The 17,782-nt window shown below is 66.9% G+C and carries 19 protein-coding genes and 2 riboswitches; of the genes, 7 read left to right on the top strand and 12 right to left on the bottom strand.

The genetic code is table 11. From position 1 onward, the window contains the following. From GQY20_RS32795 to GQY20_RS06180, 11 genes are all read right to left on the bottom strand, one after another. Window positions 1-136: 1-deoxy-D-xylulose-5-phosphate synthase N-terminal domain-containing protein (locus tag GQY20_RS32795; protein WP_157216197.1), on the bottom strand; the 136-nt coding region annotated here is incomplete at its 3' end. Between the two features lie 127 nt (window positions 137-263). Continuing rightward, window positions 264-1,004 (bottom strand): glutathione S-transferase family protein, encoded by a 741-nt coding sequence (locus tag GQY20_RS06135; protein ID WP_157216198.1) that lies wholly within the window; start codon window positions 1,002-1,004, stop codon window positions 264-266. Then, on the bottom strand, window positions 1,001-1,552 hold the full coding sequence (locus GQY20_RS06140; protein WP_157216199.1) for a nuclear transport factor 2 family protein: 552 nt from the start codon (window positions 1,550-1,552) through the stop codon (window positions 1,001-1,003). Before GQY20_RS06140 ends, GQY20_RS06135 begins: the two co-directional genes overlap by 4 nt. A 133-nt stretch (window positions 1,553-1,685) precedes the next feature. After that, window positions 1,686-3,176, bottom strand: a complete 1,491-nt coding sequence (locus tag GQY20_RS06145; protein ID WP_198350855.1) for an FAD-dependent oxidoreductase — start codon at window positions 3,174-3,176, stop codon at window positions 1,686-1,688. Then, the gene (locus tag GQY20_RS06150) at window positions 3,176-4,879 is read right to left on the bottom strand and encodes an FAD-dependent oxidoreductase (RefSeq protein ID WP_157216201.1); all 1,704 of its coding nucleotides are present in this window, start codon (window positions 4,877-4,879) and stop codon (window positions 3,176-3,178) included. Before GQY20_RS06150 ends, GQY20_RS06145 begins: the two co-directional genes overlap by 1 nt. A 188-nt stretch (window positions 4,880-5,067) precedes the next feature. After that, on the bottom strand, window positions 5,068-5,871 hold the full coding sequence (locus GQY20_RS06155; RefSeq protein ID WP_157216202.1) for a helix-turn-helix transcriptional regulator: 804 nt from the start codon (window positions 5,869-5,871) through the stop codon (window positions 5,068-5,070). A gap of 282 nt (window positions 5,872-6,153) precedes the next feature. Then, window positions 6,154-7,722, bottom strand: a complete 1,569-nt coding sequence (gcvPB, locus tag GQY20_RS06160) for an aminomethyl-transferring glycine dehydrogenase subunit GcvPB (protein WP_157216203.1) — start codon at window positions 7,720-7,722, stop codon at window positions 6,154-6,156. Further along, window positions 7,719-9,086, bottom strand: a complete 1,368-nt coding sequence (gene gcvPA, locus GQY20_RS06165; RefSeq protein ID WP_157216204.1) for an aminomethyl-transferring glycine dehydrogenase subunit GcvPA — start codon at window positions 9,084-9,086, stop codon at window positions 7,719-7,721. The genes gcvPB and gcvPA overlap by 4 nt, the downstream gene beginning before the upstream one ends. A 158-nt stretch (window positions 9,087-9,244) precedes the next feature. Further along, window positions 9,245-9,616 carry a glycine cleavage system protein GcvH gene (gene gcvH, locus GQY20_RS06170; RefSeq protein WP_157216205.1) on the bottom strand — a complete coding sequence of 124 codons (372 nt, stop codon included), beginning with the start codon at window positions 9,614-9,616 and terminating at the stop codon, window positions 9,245-9,247. Window positions 9,617-9,619: 3 nt separating this feature from the next. After that, window positions 9,620-10,747 carry a glycine cleavage system aminomethyltransferase GcvT gene (gcvT, locus tag GQY20_RS06175; protein ID WP_157216206.1) on the bottom strand — a complete coding sequence of 376 codons (1,128 nt, stop codon included), beginning with the start codon at window positions 10,745-10,747 and terminating at the stop codon, window positions 9,620-9,622. Between the two features lie 63 nt (window positions 10,748-10,810). After that, window positions 10,811-10,918: riboswitch (glycine riboswitch) on the bottom strand. Beyond that, window positions 10,919-11,014: riboswitch (glycine riboswitch) on the bottom strand. Window positions 11,015-11,162: 148 nt separating this feature from the next. Beyond that, window positions 11,163-11,804 (bottom strand): hypothetical protein, encoded by a 642-nt coding sequence (locus tag GQY20_RS06180; protein WP_157216207.1) that lies wholly within the window; start codon window positions 11,802-11,804, stop codon window positions 11,163-11,165. A 105-nt stretch (window positions 11,805-11,909) separates the two neighbouring features. Here GQY20_RS06180 and ispH point away from each other — a divergent pair, with 105 nt between their 5' ends. The 5 genes from ispH (at window position 11,910) to GQY20_RS06200 (ending at window position 15,026) form a co-directional block, all read left to right on the top strand. After that, entirely contained in the window at window positions 11,910-12,869 is a 960-nt protein-coding gene (gene ispH, locus GQY20_RS06185; RefSeq protein ID WP_157216208.1) for a 4-hydroxy-3-methylbut-2-enyl diphosphate reductase, read from the top strand. Window positions 12,870-12,987: 118 nt separating this feature from the next. Next, the gene (gene thrB / locus GQY20_RS06190; protein WP_157216209.1) at window positions 12,988-13,935 is read left to right on the top strand and encodes a homoserine kinase; all 948 of its coding nucleotides are present in this window, start codon (window positions 12,988-12,990) and stop codon (window positions 13,933-13,935) included. After that, the gene (rnhA, locus tag GQY20_RS06195) at window positions 13,932-14,387 is read left to right on the top strand and encodes a ribonuclease HI (protein ID WP_157216210.1); all 456 of its coding nucleotides are present in this window, start codon (window positions 13,932-13,934) and stop codon (window positions 14,385-14,387) included. The genes thrB and rnhA overlap by 4 nt, the downstream gene beginning before the upstream one ends. A 10-nt stretch (window positions 14,388-14,397) precedes the next feature. Continuing rightward, on the top strand, window positions 14,398-14,553 hold the full coding sequence (locus tag GQY20_RS32470; RefSeq protein ID WP_232475916.1) for a hypothetical protein: 156 nt from the start codon (window positions 14,398-14,400) through the stop codon (window positions 14,551-14,553). Beyond that, complete coding sequence (locus GQY20_RS06200) at window positions 14,550-15,026, top strand: LysE family translocator (RefSeq protein ID WP_232475971.1); 477 nt, start codon at window positions 14,550-14,552, stop codon at window positions 15,024-15,026. Before GQY20_RS32470 ends, GQY20_RS06200 begins: the two co-directional genes overlap by 4 nt. Before the next feature lie 96 nt (window positions 15,027-15,122). Here the strand turns inward: GQY20_RS06200 and GQY20_RS06205 are convergent, their stop codons facing one another. After that, on the bottom strand, window positions 15,123-16,217 hold the full coding sequence (locus GQY20_RS06205; RefSeq protein ID WP_157216211.1) for an NAD(P)/FAD-dependent oxidoreductase: 1,095 nt from the start codon (window positions 16,215-16,217) through the stop codon (window positions 15,123-15,125). Between the two features lie 59 nt (window positions 16,218-16,276). Here GQY20_RS06205 and GQY20_RS06210 point away from each other — a divergent pair, with 59 nt between their 5' ends. Further along, window positions 16,277-16,747 carry an A24 family peptidase gene (locus tag GQY20_RS06210; RefSeq protein WP_157216212.1) on the top strand — a complete coding sequence of 157 codons (471 nt, stop codon included), beginning with the start codon at window positions 16,277-16,279 and terminating at the stop codon, window positions 16,745-16,747. Window positions 16,748-16,794: 47 nt separating this feature from the next. Further along, on the top strand, window positions 16,795-17,781 hold the full coding sequence (cpaB, locus tag GQY20_RS06215; protein ID WP_157216213.1) for a Flp pilus assembly protein CpaB: 987 nt from the start codon (window positions 16,795-16,797) through the stop codon (window positions 17,779-17,781). Window position 17,782: the final 1 nt, after the last annotated feature.

Here is a 17,782-nt window from a genome sequence, read left to right on the forward strand (position 1 = left end):
CCGTCACTCCCACCGCAGAAATCATCTCGCTGCGAAGCTCGTCCGCAAGCTGCCGCAACTGCCCAGGCTCCAGCCCCCGCAGATCCTCCGGCGTGTCAACGGTATCAAGAAGCGGCGTTTCGAGACGATCGGTCATCGCGCGGCCTTAGACCAGACACCCCGTGCTGTCGAACGAAAGCGGGTCGCAGATGGGTGAAATGGCCATCGAGATTTCGTGCAGCGCCTGCAATCATTGGGGTAGATTGCGGTTCGCGCGTGATCGTTCAACCGGCCACCGCATAGCGGCCGCGCTTGAGAAATCGATCCCAATCCTCCTCGCCACAAGCGGCCAGAACCGCCTCGTCCTGCGCACGCAACGCATCCAGCGAAGCGACCGCGCGATCGAAGGCAGGCCGTGCCGAAAGCTCGCGATACCAGCGGCCGATCGACGGGTGCGCCGCCGCCAGCGCCGCTTCACCGCCGTCCGCGAACCAGGGGAAGAAGAGGATCGCCCCGCGCACGCAGGGCAGCACGGAGATGTCGGCGATCGAATAGGCATCGCCGCCGAGATAGGGCGCCGCTCCCAGCCGGCGATCGATCACCGCAAACAGATCGCGAACCTGGCTCGTATAGCGATCGAGCGCATAATCGCTGCCCGGCGGCGCATAGCGCAGGAAGTGGACATATTGCCCGATCATCGGCCCGAACGAACTCATCTGCAGCATCAACCATTGCAACTCGGTGGAGCGCGCGATCGGATCCGCGGACAACCCCCATCTCGCTTTCTCGGCGAGATAGATCAGGATCGCGCCGCTCTCGAACACCGTCGCCGGCGTACCGCCGGGGCCGTCCTGGTCGACGATCACCGGAACCTTGTGATTGGGGCTCAGTGCCTCGAACGCGGGCTCGAACTGCGCGCCGGAAAAGATCGCGACGTGGCGCAGGCGATAGGCAAGGCCCGTCTCCTCCAACATGATCGCGACCTTCTGCACATTCGGGCTGACCACCCCGTAGAGATCGATCATGCCGGCTCCCCGAACAGATGCGCCGCGGCCTCCGCCGAGACGACGCCGAAATCCGGCGCCGAGATCGCGCCGTCGCCGCCGACCTGCTCGCTCAGGATGGAATGGCGCTTGAAGAAGAGGCCGGTGATCCACCAGCGTCCGTCGCTTCGCGCATAGCGTGCGTCATAGAGACCGGAGATGCGGATCACCGTGCGCGTGTCATAATTATAGGCGAACATGTGGAGCCGCCAGGTCGCGGTCGCCGCGTCCGGTCCTTCGAAACGGATGATCGGATTGAGCCCGAAATGATTTTCCTGCCGCGCCGGATCCATGCCGAGGTCGATGAAGAACTGCACGAAGGCGTCGCGATCGCGCCAGACCGGCATGTCCTCGAACTCGATATGGATCTCGCCGGGCGCGAACAGATCGCGCAGCACTTCCGGCTGCTTCAGGTCGATCGCGCGCCAATAGCCCTGCTGCAGCTCGCGGATCCGCTCGGCATCCTCCAACTCGCGCACCCGATCCGACAGGCGGGCGACGAGGGCGGCGAGATCTTCGGTCTGCGACATATCCACTCCTCTCATGCTTCCCCTCCCCGTTCGGGCTGAGCCTGTCGAAGCCCTTTCCTTCTTTCTTTCAGTGGCCTGAAGAGAAAGGGAGGGCTTCGACAGGCTCAGCCCCAACGGTGAAACGGAATCTGCGTCACGCCTTGGCCAGCACCCCCTCGGACGCCACCGGCTCGGCCGCGGCGGCCTGGCGCCCCGCCGCCCGGCCGAAGAAGGTCACGTCCGCCACGGACATTCCGCTGGCATAGCCCGCCGAGGTGCGCGGGATGCCCGCCACGGTGCGGCCGGCGGCATAGAGGCCGGGAATGGGTTTGCGCGTGTTCGGCGTCACCACCTCGCCGGTCGCCAGCACGTCGAGCCCGCCGAGCGTGAAGATATGCGGGCTGATGTCGCGCAGATGATAGCTGATCAGCGCATAGGGCGCCGTATCGAAGGGCTGCAGCCAGCGCGGCGCCTTGCGGAACAGCGGGTCCTCGCCCTTCGCCGCATGCGCATTGTAATAGGCTACGGTGTGCTGGAGCATGCCAGGCGGCAGCGGGCTCTCGCGCTCTACCTCCTCCACCGTCTCGCCGACCGCCACGATCTCGGTGCCATTCATATATTCCGGCCGCGCGAAATTGCGGTTGTCGATGAACATATAGGCCTCGGCCCTGTCCTGCTTCAGGATCGCGGCACCGATGCGGCCGATATAGCTGTCCTCGGCGACGAAGCGCTGGCCGCTATTGTTGACGAAGATGCCGTAGGTGAGGTCCGCGGGCGGATAGCTCGCGACGCAGATGAACGCCTCGCCCATGTTGATCGCCTGGCCGCCGGCCGCGACGCCCATCAATATGCCGTCACCCATGTCGCCCGGATTGCCGTGGCGCAGGCCGACCTTGGCATAGGCCGGAATATGCTGCGCGGTCATCTGCTCGTTCATCACGAAGCCGCCGGCGCACAGGATCACGCCGCGCGTCGCCTCGACGAAGACGTCGCGATTGTCCATGCGGACGACCAGGCCGCGAACCCTCCCGTCATCGTCCTGGATCAGCGCAGTGGCGCGTGCGTCATAGCGCACGTCGGTGCCGATGCGATGCACCTCCTTGATCAGCGCGCCCATCAGCACCTGGCCGCCATTATGGTCGGCATCGGCGGGCAGATGCGCGCGCGGCACGGGCTTGGCGACCGCGGAGAAGGGATAGACCCGCTCGTTTCCCGAATATTGCAGCGAATCGCCGGTCATCGCGACAACGTCACGCCCGTCGAACAGGCGGCGGTTGTAAGGGACGCCGTTCGCCTCCATCCAATCGAAATGGGCGGCCGCGCCCTCGACGAACATGTCGATCCGCGCGGGATCGCAATTGTCGCCGAAGCATTCCATCAAATAGGCCCGAAAATTCTCGCTCGTATCCTCGATGCCGAGCGCCTTGTGGATCGTCGTCCCGCCGCTGCCGCCGAGATACATTTCGCAGGCCGAGAGCATGGTCGATCCGCCGCCGCCGCTCGACCGCTCGAACAGCATCACCTCGCGGCCTGCGCGGCGGGCCTCTATCGCCGCGCAGGCGCCCGCACCGCCGAGGCCGACGATCGCCACCTCGGTGGAAAGATCGAACCCATCTATGTCCGCCAGGCGCCGGATCAGGCTCATCATAGTCCTCCCGTTTCCATCGGCACGCCGCACACATGCCCGGCGGCGCGATAGCCGAATGTCATCGCCGGCCCGAGCGTCGCCCCCGCGCCGGGATAATAGCGCCCGGTCACCGAGGCCGAGACGTTGCCGACCGCATAGAGGCCGGCGATCGGCCGGCCCGCCTTGTCCAGCACCTGCGCATTCGCATCGCAGGCGACCCCGCCCTTGGTGCCGATGTCGCCGGCATGGATCTCGATGCCGTAGAAAGGCGGCTCGACGAGCGGCGCAAGGCAGGGATTGGGGCCGATCCGGACATCGCCGTAGATCAGGTCGTAGCTGTTCTCGCCGCGCTGGAAATCCTCGTCCTTGCCGGCCCTGGCAAAGCCGTTGAAGCGTGCCACCGTCGCCTCCAGCGCCGCCGGATCCACGCCGAGCTTGCCCGCCAACTCGCCGAGGCTCGGCGCCTGGGTCAGCAGGTCGCGGCGTACCGAGCGCTTCTGCATCCAGTCGAGATGCATGCCACCCGGCAGCAACGGTCCGAACGGATATTCGCGCCGATAGCGCGCGTCGAACAGCAGCCAGGCCGGCAGGTTGCCGGGGGCGAACATCGCCTGCGCAGCCGCGGTATAGGCGGTCGATTCGTTGAAGAAGCGCTGCCCCGCACGATTTACCACGATCGCGCCCGGCATCGAGCGTTCGGTGAACAACGCGCGGGCGCGGTCCTCGCCCGGCAGGGTGATGGTCGGGCTCCACCAGGCCTCGTCGAGCAGATGCGTGCCGGCGCCGATCGCCTCCGCCGCGCGCAGCATGTCGCCGCGATTGCCCGGCGATGCGGCGGACCAGCGCTCGTCGGTAGGCCGTGGCAGATGCGCCTCGCGCAGCGCCTGATCATGCTCGAACCCGCCCGAGGCGAGGATCACGCCCTTGCGCGCGACGACCTGCACCGGCTTGCCGCCGCGCATCACGGTGAGCCCCGTCACGCGGCCATCCTCGATGGCGAGGGCGCCGGCCGGGCTGCCCAGCCATAGCGGAATGTCGCGGTCGAGCATCGCGCGGCGCAGCCCGCCGACCAGGGCGTTGCCCATCGTCAGCCGGCGCGAGCGCATAGAACGCAGGCGCCCGGGCACGTCGCTGGCATAGCGCCAGACCAGCCCCGCAATGACCTTGCGCCAGCCCGGCGCCTTGCTCAGCAGGATCGCACCCTCGCTGTTGGTATAGCCCATGAGCCCCATGACGCGGACCTGGCGGTGCTGCGCCTGCAACCGATCGAAATCGCGCCCCAGCCGGCGCGCATCGTAGGAAAGCGGATCGATCGAGCGGCCGCCGGTTCGCGATCCGGGCTGCTCCTGATAATAGTCCGCATAATGCTGCATGGCGATGTAGCGGACCTCGGTCGCCTCGTGCAGCCAGCGCAACATGTGGTGGCCGGTATCGACGAAGGCGGCGATGTTCGCCTCGGGCACGTCGTTGCCGGCAAGCGCGCGCATATAGGCCATGGCGGATTCGCGGTCGTCCGGTATGCCGACGCCGGGCATCAGATGATTGCACGGGATCCAGAGTCCGCCGCCCGACGTGGCGGAGGTGCCGCCATAGACGTCCGCCTTCTCGACCACGAGCACCGACGCGCCGAGATCGGCGGCGCGGATCGCCGCCGTCATGCCGCCCGCGCCGGAGCCCACCACCACGACATCGAAGACCGTTTCCGCGCTTGCAGCCACCATCCGGCTTTCCCGTCCGCGCGCCGCCTCATGCCTGTTCCGGCATGTCTAGGCGCCTCTCCCTCGCCGGGGATGTGCCGGGATTCCGGAGGGGCAGCAAGGCCGCCGCCCACCGCGCGATGATGCGCGCGGCGTTCCTTGTCCGGAAATCTTCCTTTGGCCGCTCCGCTTGGGCGGAAGCCGCCGGCCCGTCAGTGCCGGGTCTCGCGGCCTGCGTCGGATGCGCGATGCTGGCGGGTGCGGCGGCGATAATCCTGCGGGGTCTCGCCCGAAAGCTTGCGGAAGGCGAGCGAGAAGCTGCTCGAGCTGGAGAAGCCCAGCCGATAGGCGATGTCCTTCATCAGCCATTCGGTATCGGCGAGCAGCGCCTGCGCCTTCTTGAGCCTTACGTCCTCGATATAGCTGTACACCGTCTTGCCGGTGGTCTGCTTGAAGGCGCGGGTGAGATGGCGGCGGCTGATCCCGGCGATTTCGCTCAGTTCCTGCAGCGAGGGGCTGTTTTCCTGGCCCTCGACGAAATCGGTGATCAGGCGGAGCTGCCGGCGGGACAGGCCGCCGCTGTACAGCGTCGCCTGCGTCGGCTGCTCGTTGAGGAAACGCGCCAGCTCGATGATCACCATGCTGGTGAGGATATCGATCATCGTGCGATGCCCGAGGCCGGGCGTGCGCAGCTCCTGGCCAAGCCGGATCAGCGCATTGGCGACGTTGGTCTGCTTGAGGTCGATATAGCCTTCGAGCAGGCGGCGATCATAAATGTCGATGTCTGCCGCATAGGTGCGAAACGTCTCCTGCGAGAATTGGCAGCTGACGATTTCGTTGGGGCCGCTCGAATGCTGGACTTCCAGCGGCACTTCGGCGGGCAGCAGCATCATTCGGCCGATCTGCTGAAAATCCTGCTTGAAATGCGGCAGCCGATAGCGCGCCAAAGCCATCCGCGGCAGCGGAAGCTGCTGCAGTGAGATGGTATGCAGCGGCATCTTGTAGACGGTATCCACCGTCTCCCGAACGAATTGCGATGTCAGGTCTGCAACTGCCGTTTGCGTAGCAACCCTGACGGTTCTCGACTTGAACGAGACGTCCATCCCAGCTCCTCTGCCCCTTTGCGCTTTTTGGGACAGCTTTTCATTCCGGGCCGAAGACGTCAAGATGCTCACAAGGAGATACGCTTCCGAAACGGCCGGCTGTGGGCCATGTCGGATGAGAACGAGATTGCCATCAACGCAAACGCCATCCCGCCCGGGTTGTTTCGGCGGAATGGCCCGATTCGCGATGGCGGCCTATTCGGCCGCTTCGGCGACCTCCGGCTCGCGCCAGACCAGCACGGGCTTGCGCGCGGCGGCCGTTTCGTCGAGCCGGCGACGCGGCGCGAGATGCGGCGCGCCCTTGAGCGCGGGATCGCCCTGCCGCGCCCGGTTCGCCACCGATCGCAGCGCGCCGATGAACTGATCGAGCGCGGCCTTGCTCTCCGTCTCGGTCGGCTCGACCAGCATGGCGCCGTGGACGACCAGCGGGAAATACATGGTCATCGGGTGAAAACCCTCGTCGATCAGCCCCTTGGCGATGTCGAGCGTGGTGAAGCCTTCGGCCATGCCCTCGTCGGAGAAGAGCGCCTCGTGCATGCACGGCCCGCTCGCGGCGAAGGGCGCATCCAGCACGTCCTCGAGGCTGCGCAGCACGTAATTGGCGTTGAGTACCGCGTCTTCGGCAACCTGGCGCAGCCCGTCGGCGCCATGGCTCAGCATATAGGCAGCCGCGCGCACGAACATGCCCATCTGGCCGTGGAAGGCGACCATGCGGCCGAAGCTGTCGCCATGATGGTCTTCCGCGGTCTCCTCCTCGATCAGCACGAAGCGATCGCCCTGCCGCTCGATGAAGGGCAGCGGCGCATAGGGGGCGAGCGCGGCGGAGAGCACCACCGGCCCCGCGCCGGGGCCGCCCCCGCCATGCGGGGTGGAAAAGGTCTTGTGCAGGTTGATATGCATCGCATCGACGCCGAGGTCGCCGGGGCGCACCCGGCCGACGATCGCGTTGAAATTGGCGCCGTCGCAATAGACCAGCGCGCCGGCTGCGTGAACCGCGTCCGAGATCGCCTTCATGTCGCGCTCGAACAGGCCGCAGGTGTTGGGATTGGTGATCATCACCGCCGCCACGTCCGGCCCGAGCCGCGCCTGGAGCGCCGCGAGATCGACGCGGCCTTCTGCCGTTGCGGGAATATTCTCCACCGCATAGCCGCAGAAGGCGGCGGTCGCCGGATTGGTGCCATGCGCGCTTTCGGGAACAAGGATCACGCGCCGTGCATCGCCCCGCGCCTCCAGCGCCGAACGGATGGCGAGCAGGCCGCACAGTTCGCCATGCGCGCCCGCCTTGGGGCTCATCGCGACGGCGGTCATGCCGGTGAGCTTGACCAGCCATTCGCCGACCAGATGGATCAGCGCCAACCCGCCCTGCACCGTATCGACCGGCTGGAGCGGATGGATGTCGGCGAAGCCCGGCAGCCGCGCCATGCGCTCGTTGAGCCGCGGATTATGCTTCATCGTGCAGGAGCCGAGCGGAAAGAGCCCGAGGTCGATCGCGTAATTCTGCCGGCTGAGGCGGGTATAATGGCGCACGGCCTCAGGCTCGGTGAGGCCCGGCAGACCGATCGGCCGGCTACGCTCCAGCCCGCCAAGCCGCGACGCGCCGCCCGCCGGCACGTCGATATCGACGCCGGTACGCGCCGTTCCGCCAATCTCGAAGATCAGCGGCTCCTCCAGCATCAGCGCGCGATTTCCGGTGAAGGTCTCCACCGCGCCACCGCCCGAGGCGTCGCCCATTTCCGGCCGCCAGCCGCTCGCATTCACGCTCATGCCAGTTCCTCCGCCAGTGCACCGGCCAGGGCCGCCACATCCTCGTCGCTCGCCGTCTCGGTGACGGCCACCACCATGCCGTTCGCAAGGCTCTCGGAACCGGGATAGAGCCGCCCCAGCGCCACGCCTCCGAGGATGCCGCGATCGGCCAGCGCCCGCACCAGCGGCCGCGCCTCACGATCCAGCCGCAACACGAACTCGTTGAAGAAGGGGCCGTTGACCAGCTCGACGCCGGGAACCGCGGCCAGCCGATCGGCCGCTGCGACCGCCTTCAGATGATTGGCCTCGGCCAGGCGGCGCAGGCCGACCTCGCCGAGCATGCTGAGATGGATGGTGAAGGCGAGCGCGCACAGCCCCGAATTGGTGCAGATGTTAGACGTCGCCTTCTCGCGCCGGATATGCTGCTCGCGCGTCGACAAGGTGAGCACGAAACCGCGCTTGCCGTCCGCATCCACCGTCTCGCCTGCAAGCCGGCCCGGCATCTGCCGCACAAACTTCTCGCGCGTCGCGAACAGGCCGACATAGGGCCCGCCGAACTGCAGGCCGACGCCGAGCGACTGGCCCTCGCCCACAACGATGTCCGCCCCCATCTCGCCGGGGGAACGGATCGCGCCGAGCGACACCGGTTCCGTCACCACCGCGATCAGCAACGCACCCTTCTCGTGCGCCCGCGCGGCGAGCTCGGACAGGTCGGCGACATGGCCGAAGATGTTCGGATTCTGCACGACGACGCAGCTGGTGTCGCCGTCGATCGCCGCGATCAGCCGTTCGATATCGTCCCCCGGCGCGCCCGGCGTCAGATCGGGCAGCGCGGTTTCCAACGCGTCGCCGGTGAACTTCGCCATCGTCTTCGCGACCGACACATAATGCGGATGGAGGCCGGCCGAGAGCAGCGCCTTGCCGCGCCGCGTGATCCGGCGCGCCATGCCGATCGCCTCCCAACAGGCGGTCGAGCCGTCGTACATGGAGGCGTTGGCCACCTCGCATCCCGTGAGCCGCGCGACCTGGGTCTGGAACTCGAACAGCACCTGCAGCGTGCCCTGCGCGATTTCCGGCTGATAGGGCGTGTAGGCAGTCAGGAACTCACCGCGCTGGATCAGATGATCGACGCTCGCCGGCACATGGTGGCGATAGGCACCGGCACCGAGGAAGAAGGGCGCATCGCCGGCCGCAAGATTGCGATTGGCCAGCGCCTTGAGCTGCCGTTCCACCGCCATCTCGGAGGCGTGCAGCGGCAATCCTTCGATCGGCCCGGAAAGCCGCGCCGCCTCGGGCACGTCGCGGAACAGATCGTCGATCGACGCGGCACCGATCGCGCCGAGCATCGCCTGGCGGTCGGAAGGCTGAAGAGGAAGATATCGCATCGGCACGTCTCCCCCCTCCCTGCAAGGGAGGGGCTTGGGGTGGGTCGCGGCCGAGCGGGCTCGGTGCCCGCGAGGACGCTCTTCGCTTCGGAGGCCGGAGGCGCGCTGCGCTCGCCACCTACCCCCATCCCCTCCTTTGCGGGAGGGGAGTCATGACATCACAGACTCTCGCAGAACGCCTTGTAGCCGTCGGCGTCCATCAACCCGTCGAGCTCGGACGGATCGGCGAGGGCCAGCTTGAAGAACCAGCCGTCGCTTTCGGGCGCGGTGTTCACCAGCGCCGGATCGTCGGACAGCGCGCCGTTGGATTCGGTCACCGTCCCGCTCACCGGCGCATAGACGTCCGAAGCGGCCTTTACCGATTCGACGACCGCGGCTTCCTTGCCTTTCTCGACGGCGGTGCCGGCCACCGGCACCTCGACGAACACGATGTCCCCGAGCTGGGCCTGGGCATAATCGGTGATGCCGACGGTCGCGCTGCCGCCATCGACGGCGATCCACTCATGCTCCTTGGTGAAATAGAGCGTCATCAGTCAGGCTCCCTTGCGCACATAATTATGGGGGACGAACGGCATCGGCGTGACCGTGCCAGTAAAGATCTTGCCACGCTGGCCGAGGCGGATCGCGGTGCCGGGCGCTGCCATCGCGGCAGGCACATAGGCCATGGCGATCGGCTGCTGCAGGCTGGGCGAGAAGCCGCCCGAAGTGACCTTTCCGACTTCGCCGCCGTCCGCATCCAGCACCACAGCGCCCTCGCGCACGGGCTGGCGCCCCTCGACGGCGAGGCCGACCCGCTTCGTCGCCGGGCCGTCCGCCCGCTCCCGCATGATGCGGGCATGGCCGGGGAAACCGCCCTCCTCGCGCCGCCGCTTGGACAAGGCGAAGCCGAGATCCGCCGCCACCGGGGTTGTTCCGGGATCCAGATCATGGCCATAGAGCGGCAGGCCCGCCTCCAGGCGCAGGGAATCACGGGCGCCGAGGCCGATCGGCTTCACTTCCGGCTCGCCACACAGCAGCGTGGCGATTCGCTCCGCCGATTCGGCGGGGATCGAGATCTCGAAGCCATCCTCGCCGGTATAACCGGAGCGGCTGATCCAGGCGTCGACACCACCGATCGCGAAGCGGCCGCCGGTCATGAAGCCCAGCGCCGCAAGCGGATGATCCCCCGTGACGTGCCGCACCAGCGCGTCGAAGGCCTTCGGCCCCTGCAGCGCCAGGAGCGCGCGGTCGTCCATGTGATTGAGCGTCACCGTCTCCGGCAGATGCTCGTGGAAATGCGCGATATCGTCATATTTCACCGCGCCGTTGACGACGATGTAGATGCCGCCAAGCCAGCGGCTGAGCATGAGATCGTCGAGGATGCCGCCCTCCTCGTCGAGCAGCAATGAATAGCGCATTCGACCGAGGCCGATGCCTTTCACGTCGGCCGGCAGCAGCGCCTCCAGCGCCTCGTCCACGCCCTCGCCCGAAAGCAGCAGCTGGCCCATATGGCTGACGTCGAACAGGCCCGCGGAACTGCGCGTCCAGAGATGCTCGGCGATGATGCCTTCATATTGGATCGGCATCGAATAGCCCGCGAACGGAACCATGCGCGCGCCCTGCGCCCGATGCCAGCCGTCCAGCGGCAGCGTCTGAATCGGAATGTCCTGCTCTTCGCTCACGCGGTTCCTCCATGACGGTCGACGACGGCGGAGGTCCGGGGCCGATATGGCCCACCCTCTTCCATCGCCCCCTCTGTCACGGAACCTGAGAGCTTTCGCGCGGACGCAGGCCCGCGCTTACCCCTTCGGTGGTCCCGGCCATCGGCCGGAACGCTTTCCAGAGTGTCGCATCATGCCCACGCGGTCCTTCGACCTGAGAGATTCCGGGGCGGTTGCTCCTTCGGCGGCTCCGGATCTGGATCCGGAACGCTCTCCCGCGCGGCCATCGGCGGTTCCCCGCCGGCGACGCCTCCACGCTTGGCCCGGCGAACGAGTCGAGTCAACCTCGCGGGAAAGATTCCGGTGGATAAGGCCGTTGCCCCGAAGAATGAGACATGATCCCCCTATCGGCCACGATGGGAGAAAGCCGCTGGTCTCAGCGCGTGGCGTTGTAGGCGAGCTGATCCTGGGTGAGCTGGAAACCGACCAGCAGCTCGAAGCTCGCGCGGCTCACGATCGCCCGGACGGCAGGATCCGACATCGGATCGATCGCGGCATCGGCATCGCCGGCCTTGCGCTTGCGCGTGATCTTGCGCTCCACCTCGTCGGGCAGCGTGGCAGCGGCGCGCGAAACGTCCGCGGTGGCCTGACCGGTCACCGTTGTCCGTAGTTCGCCATCGTTGAAGTGCAGGCGGATCTGCCCGACCTGCTTGGAAACGACGACGGTGCCGGCACGCATCACGGTCGCGAAATAGGGCAGCACCACGTCGCGCGCACCGCTGCCGTTCGCCCGGCGTGCCTGCACCTGGAAGGTGGCGGCGGTGTTGAGATGGGTATCGCCCTCGACGCAATTACCGCGCAGATCCGTGATCTGCGCCACCACGTCGATCGACCGCGCATCGCGGCTGGAGGGCGGATCGAAGAGCGTGATGTCCCCGGTATAGGCCGGCACCGCGAGCGCTGGGCAGGCCGACCGTGTGATCTTCAGCCCCCCCGTCTCGTCGAACATATTGTCACTCTTGCACCCGGCGAGGGCGAGGAGGCCGAGGGAAAGAGCGAGCAGTCTGGGATTGGGCACGGGGCATCCTCAAAATGGCACAGAACGGCGGCCGCCGTCCCGAAACGGCCGGGATCATAGGAAGCGCCTTTCGTGCAGGCAAGCAATCGCGTAGAGCGAGGGCATATGGCCGAAACCTCCACCGCCCTGCCACCGCTCCGGCTGAAGATCGCCGCGCCGCGTGGCTTCTGCGCCGGCGTCGATCGCGCGATCCGCATCGTCGAGCTGGCGATCGAGAAATTCGGCGCCCCCGTCTATGTTCGCCACGAGATCGTGCACAATCGCTACGTGGTCGACAGCCTCCGCGACAAGGGCGCGATCTTCGTGGAGGAGCTGGACGAAGTTCCGGACGGCGCACCGGTCGTCTTCTCCGCGCACGGCGTGCCCAAGGCCGTGCCGAACAAGGCTGCCGAGCGGGGCCTTTCCTATGTCGATGCCACCTGCCCGCTCGTTTCGAAGGTCCATCGCCAGGCGGAACGGCTGGTGGAGGCCGGAAAGCACATATTGTTCATTGGCCATCAGAATCACCCGGAGGTGATCGGCACGTTCGGTCAGGTACCCGAAGGGCGCATGACACTGGTCGAAACCGCCGCCGATGCGGAATCGATCCAGCCCGACGACGTCGCTGCCCTGGCCTTCCTGACGCAAACGACCCTCTCCGTCGACGATACCGCGGAAATCGTCGCGACGCTGAAACGCCGCTTTCCCAGCATCCAGGGTCCTCGCGGCGAAGACATCTGCTATGCGACCTCCAATCGGCAGAAGGCGGTGAAGGCGATCGCCGCGCATTGCGATGCGATGCTGGTAATCGGGGCGCCCAATTCGTCCAACTCGCTGCGTCTCGTCGAGGTGGCCGAACGCAATGGCGTGCGGGCCACGCTGATCCAGCGCGCCAGCGAGATCGATTTCGACTGGCTGGACGGCGTTTCCGTGCTCGGCATCACCGCAGGTGCGTCAGCGCCCGAGATATTGGTGCGCGAGGTCGTCGACGCGCTCGCTACCCGATACCGGATCGTCGAGGACGAGGTCGAAACCACCGTCGAGAACATGGTGTTCAAGCTGCCCCGCATGGTCGAAGCCGCCTGACCCGCGCCACCGGCCTGATCCGTCGGCCTGCGGTTTGCCACCACCTCGATTCTGACGCATAGGCGCCGCGCCGATACGGCGCGCCATAGGCGCCGCGCGATCAGACTGGGGGACTAACTTGGCCGTCTACACGCATGTTTCAGCCGAGGAGATGGAGGCGTTGCTCGCGCGCTACGATGTTGGCACGCTCGTTTCCGCCAAGGGCATCGCGGAGGGGGTCGAAAACAGCAACTATCTGGTGGACACGAGCAACGCGCGCTTCATCCTGACGCTGTACGAAAAGCGCGTCGACGCGGCGGACCTGCCTTTCTTCATGGCGCTGCTCGATCATCTCGCGGACAAGGGCGTCGCGGTGCCGCGCGCGCTGCGGGATCGCGAAGGCGTGCAGATCCAGCAGCTGTGCGGCCGCCCCGCCTGCCTGATCGAATTCCTGCCCGGCGTCTCGGTGAGCCACCCAACCCCTGCCCAGGCCCGTTCGACCGGCGCGGCGCTGGGCCGCATGCATGCGGCGCTCACCGATTTCACCGGGACGCGTCCCAATACGCTCGGCCTCGACGGCTGGCATACGCTCGCGGCGCGCTGCGGCGACGATCTCGATGCTATTTCGCATGGGCTCAAGGCGCGCGTCGATGCGGAACTGGCCTTCCTCTCCGCCCATTGGCCGGCGGGCCTGCCGCAAGCGGCGATCCATGCCGATCTGTTCACCGACAATGTGCTGATGCTGGGCGAAGAGGTCGGTGGGCTGATCGACTTCTATTTCGCCTGCACAGAGATCCGCGCCTGGGACGTGGCCGTCACCCATGCAGCCTGGACCTTCGAGAATGACGGCACCGGCTTCCATGACGATCTCTCCGCCGCGCTGATCGCTGGCTATGAGGAGAGCTTCGGGCTGAGCGATGCCGAGCGTGCCGCTTTCCCGATCCTTGCGCGGGGCGCCAGCCTGCGTTTCCTGCTCACCCGTGCCTGGGACTGGCTCAACACGCCGGCCGATGCACTGGTAACGCGCAAGGATCCGCTCGCCTTCCTCCGTCGGCTGGATTTCTATGCGGAAGGATTTACGCTGTGAGCGATGCCGAGCTTACCCTTGTCGAGATCGCGACCGATGGCGCCTGCAAAGGCAATCCCGGCCCCGGCGGTTGGGGCGCGGTCATCCGGTCGGGCACGCACGAGAAGGAACTTTCCGGCGGCGAGACCCCCACGACCAACAATCGCATGGAACTGATGGCCGCGATCCGTGCGCTCGAGGCGCTGAAGAAGCCCTGCCGCGTGCAGCTTTCCACCGACAGCCGCTATGTGATGGACGGCCTCACCAAATGGATTCATGGCTGGCGCAAGAATGGCTGGAAGACAGCCGACCGCAAGCCGGTGAAGAATGCCGATCTCTGGCAGGAACTGCTCGCCGCCGCTGCGCCCCATCGCGTCGAGTGGACATGGGTGAAAGGCCATGCCGGCCATCCGGACAATGAACGCGCCGACCGGCTGGCCAGCGACGCTGCGCTCGCCGTCGGGCGCCGCTAGCCAGGGCAGGATGACGATCCTTCAGTCCGTCGTCGCCTTTGCGGCAGCGGCAATGCTGCTGTCGATCACTCCCGGCGTCGATACCGCGCTGGTGCTGCGCACCGCGGCAGCCGGCGGCGCGCGCCGCGCTTTCTTGCTGCGATCGGCATCGCACTCGGCTGCCTGAGCTGGGGCGCGGCAGTGTCGCTGGGGCTCGGCGCCCTGCTCGCCGCCTCCGAATATGCCTTCACGCTGCTGAAATGGGCCGGCGCGGCCTATCTCCTCTGGCTGGGCGTCCATCTCGTGCTGAAGCCGCGGGACCGGCTGACCCTCAATTCGGCGCCGGCCACGGGAAGCGGCACGCGCGGAGACCTCATTCGAGGCTATCTGTCCAACATCCTCAATCCCAAGGTCGGTATCTTCTACGTGACCTTCCTGCCGCAGTTCGTGCCGGCCGGGGTGAACGTCGCGGGCTTCTCCTTCCTGCTCGCCTGCATCCATGTCCTGCTCGGCATGCTGTGGTTCGCCCTGCTGATCGCTGCGACCATCCCGCTCGGCCGCTTCCTCGCCCGCCCACCGGTGATCCGCGCGCTGGACCGGCTGACCGGCATCTTCTTCATCGGCTTCGGCATCCGCCTGGCGCTGGCCAAGCGGCATTGAAGATCGCCGGCCGCCCATCAGGTCAGGCACGAAAATCGACTCCCTAGCGGAGCAAATAGCGCGGACGTCGTCCGATACTGCGGCCCCGCGCGCAGCCTATCCGCCGAATCGATCGGGCGCGTAGCGCGCCGCATCGATGCTGCGCACGCTTTCCGGCAGCGTGCCGCCCAACAGCAGCGCAGCACCGATCTGGGCTGCCGCCGGGGCGGTCTGGATGCCGAAGCCGCCCTGGCCGGCAAACCAGAAGAAGCCTGGCACCACGGGATCCGGGCCATAGACCGGGATCCGGTCCGGCGCGAAGCTGCGCAGCCCCGCCCAAGGCCGTTCGTGCCGGACGATTCGCCAGTCGACCGCCTGCTCCAGCCGGTCGATCGCAATTGCCACATCCAGCTCTTCCGGCGCGGCATCGCAGGGCGGGCTCGGCGATTCGTCGTGCGGCGACAGCCAGATGCGGCCGCCTGCTTCCGGCTTGAAGTAGAAGCTGCCGCCAATTTCCTCGACCAGCGGCATGGTCGCCGCCGCAGGCGGATCGACCAGCAGCGGAACCATCGTCCGGCGCAGCGGCGCGATGCCGATCGGGCGCACGCCGGCCAGCGACGCGACCTCGTCCGCCCAGGCGCCGGCCGCGTTGACCAGCCTGTCCGCTTCGATCGGGCCGGAGCGCGTCTCGATCCGCCAGACACCGCCGTCCCGCCTCGCCGAGAGAAGGAGCGAATCGCAGCGCAGCTCGGCTCCGTCCCTCGCCGCCGCGCGCAGGTACAAGGCGTGGAGACCGGCAACGTCGATGTCCCGGCAGCTCGGCTCGGCAAGCCCCGCCACCCAATGGCCCCGCAGGCCCGGCACCGCCGCGTCGAGCTCGGCGCGATCCCGTTCCTCCAGCAGCACGCCGTTCGCTGCAAACTCCTCCCGCAGCGCGTCGAGCCGCGCCTCCTCGCCGAATCGGGCGATGTAGAGCGCGCCGCGCGGCGAGAGAAAACCTTCCCGCTCGAGCCAGGCGCCCGATGCGGCGGTGAGCGGCTGGACGTCCGGCCCACCATAGGTTTCCTGCCAGAAAGCTGCCGATCGGCCCGTGGCGTGATAACCTGGCCGCTCCTCCGCCTCGATCAGAACGACGCGCAGATGCGGCGCCAGAGCCGCGGCGAGGCTGGCACCCGCCATGCCTGCGCCGACGATCGCGACGTCATGGCGCATGGGTAATCGCTACCGCCATGGTTACGGTTTCTAAATTGGTAATGCTTACCGTCACGTCCATGAAAGATCTCGCCGTCGCCCTGTTGCCGTTGCTGCTCGGCTTGCTGCTGCTGGTTGCCGCATGGGGCGATATCCGCAGCCGCACAATCCCAAATGCGCTGAACGCAACCATCGCGTTGCTGGCGGTGCCCTGGTGGTGGGCGACCGATATCTCGCTCTGGCCGGGCGTGCCGATCGAACTGGCGATCGCTGGCGGCATATTCGTGGTCTTCTCGATCTTCTTCATGTTCGGCTGGATGGGCGGAGGCGACGTGAAGCTGCTCACCGCGCTCAGCCTCTGGCTGCTGCCGGCGCAGCTGATGCTGCTGCTCACCGTGATGGCGTTGGCTGGCGGCGCGATCACCCTCGTCATGCTGATCGCCAGGCTGGTCCGGCAATCGAAGGAAGAACCGGAGGTTCCCTACGGTGTGGCGATCGCCTTCGCGGGGCTGCTCATAATAGCCGAACGATATCTTAACCACTTCGCCTGATTAAGCACGATCAGAGCAATTAGGTCGTCAGGGGGACGGTCCGCGTCATGGATGTCAAAAGAATAGCGCTCCTCGTCGGGGCTTTGGTGGTGGCCCTGATTTCGGCCGTCACGGCCCGGAACCTGTTCAGCGGTGCCTCCGCGCCGCTGGCCAGCGCGGTGCCGCAATCCGTGCCGACGGGGCCGGAAGTGCTGGTCGCTACCCGTACCCTGCCGGTCGGCACGATCATCGGGCCGGAGTCGTTCCGGTTCCAGCCGTGGCCCAAGGATTTGATCCAGGACGCTTATTATCTGCGCGGCAATCAGGATCCGCAGAAGCTTGCCGGCACGGTGGTGCGCTATGCCGTCACCGCGGGCCAGCCTCTCACCCAGGGCGCGCTCGTCGCGCCTGGCGACCGCGGCTTCCTCGCCGCAGCGCTCGGTCCTGGCATGCGTGCCGTCACGGTGCCGGTATCCGCGCAGAGCGGCGTGGCCGGCTTCGTCTTCCCCGGCGATCGCGTCGATCTCGTCCTCACCCAGGACGTGACCGGGGGTGGCGATGGCCCGCCGCTCAAGGTGTCCGAGACGGTGATTCGCAACCTGCGCGTGCTGGCGACCGACCAGCGGACGACCAAGGAGGACGCGGAGGGCAAGACCGACGTCAAGACCTTCTCCACCGTCACGCTGGAAGCCACGCCGAAGATCGCCGAGAAAATCGCCGTCGCCCAGACGATCGGCCAGCTCTCGCTCTCGCTGCGCTCGATCGCCGATAACACCGCCGAACTGGAGCGTGCGATCGCCGCCGGCGAGGTGAAGGTTCCTGAAGGCACCGATCCCAAGGCCGAAAAGTCCATGCTGCTCGAAGTGGCCGCACGGCCGAGTGACACCGGCACGACCTACACGGTTGGCGCCGATGTCTCGCGCTTCCAGCGCAGCACCGTCCCGACCAAGGCCCCTGCCGGCTCCGGCCCCGGCCCCGTGGCCGAAGTGAGCGGCCCGGCCGTCCGCGTCGTGCGCGGTGACGCCGTCACCATGGTTCCGCTGAAAGGCAAATAAG

Origin of the sequence: Flavisphingomonas formosensis, from assembly GCF_009755815.1 — a bacterium.
In the GTDB taxonomy this organism is placed as follows: Bacteria; Pseudomonadota; Alphaproteobacteria; order Sphingomonadales; family Sphingomonadaceae; genus Flavisphingomonas; species Flavisphingomonas formosensis.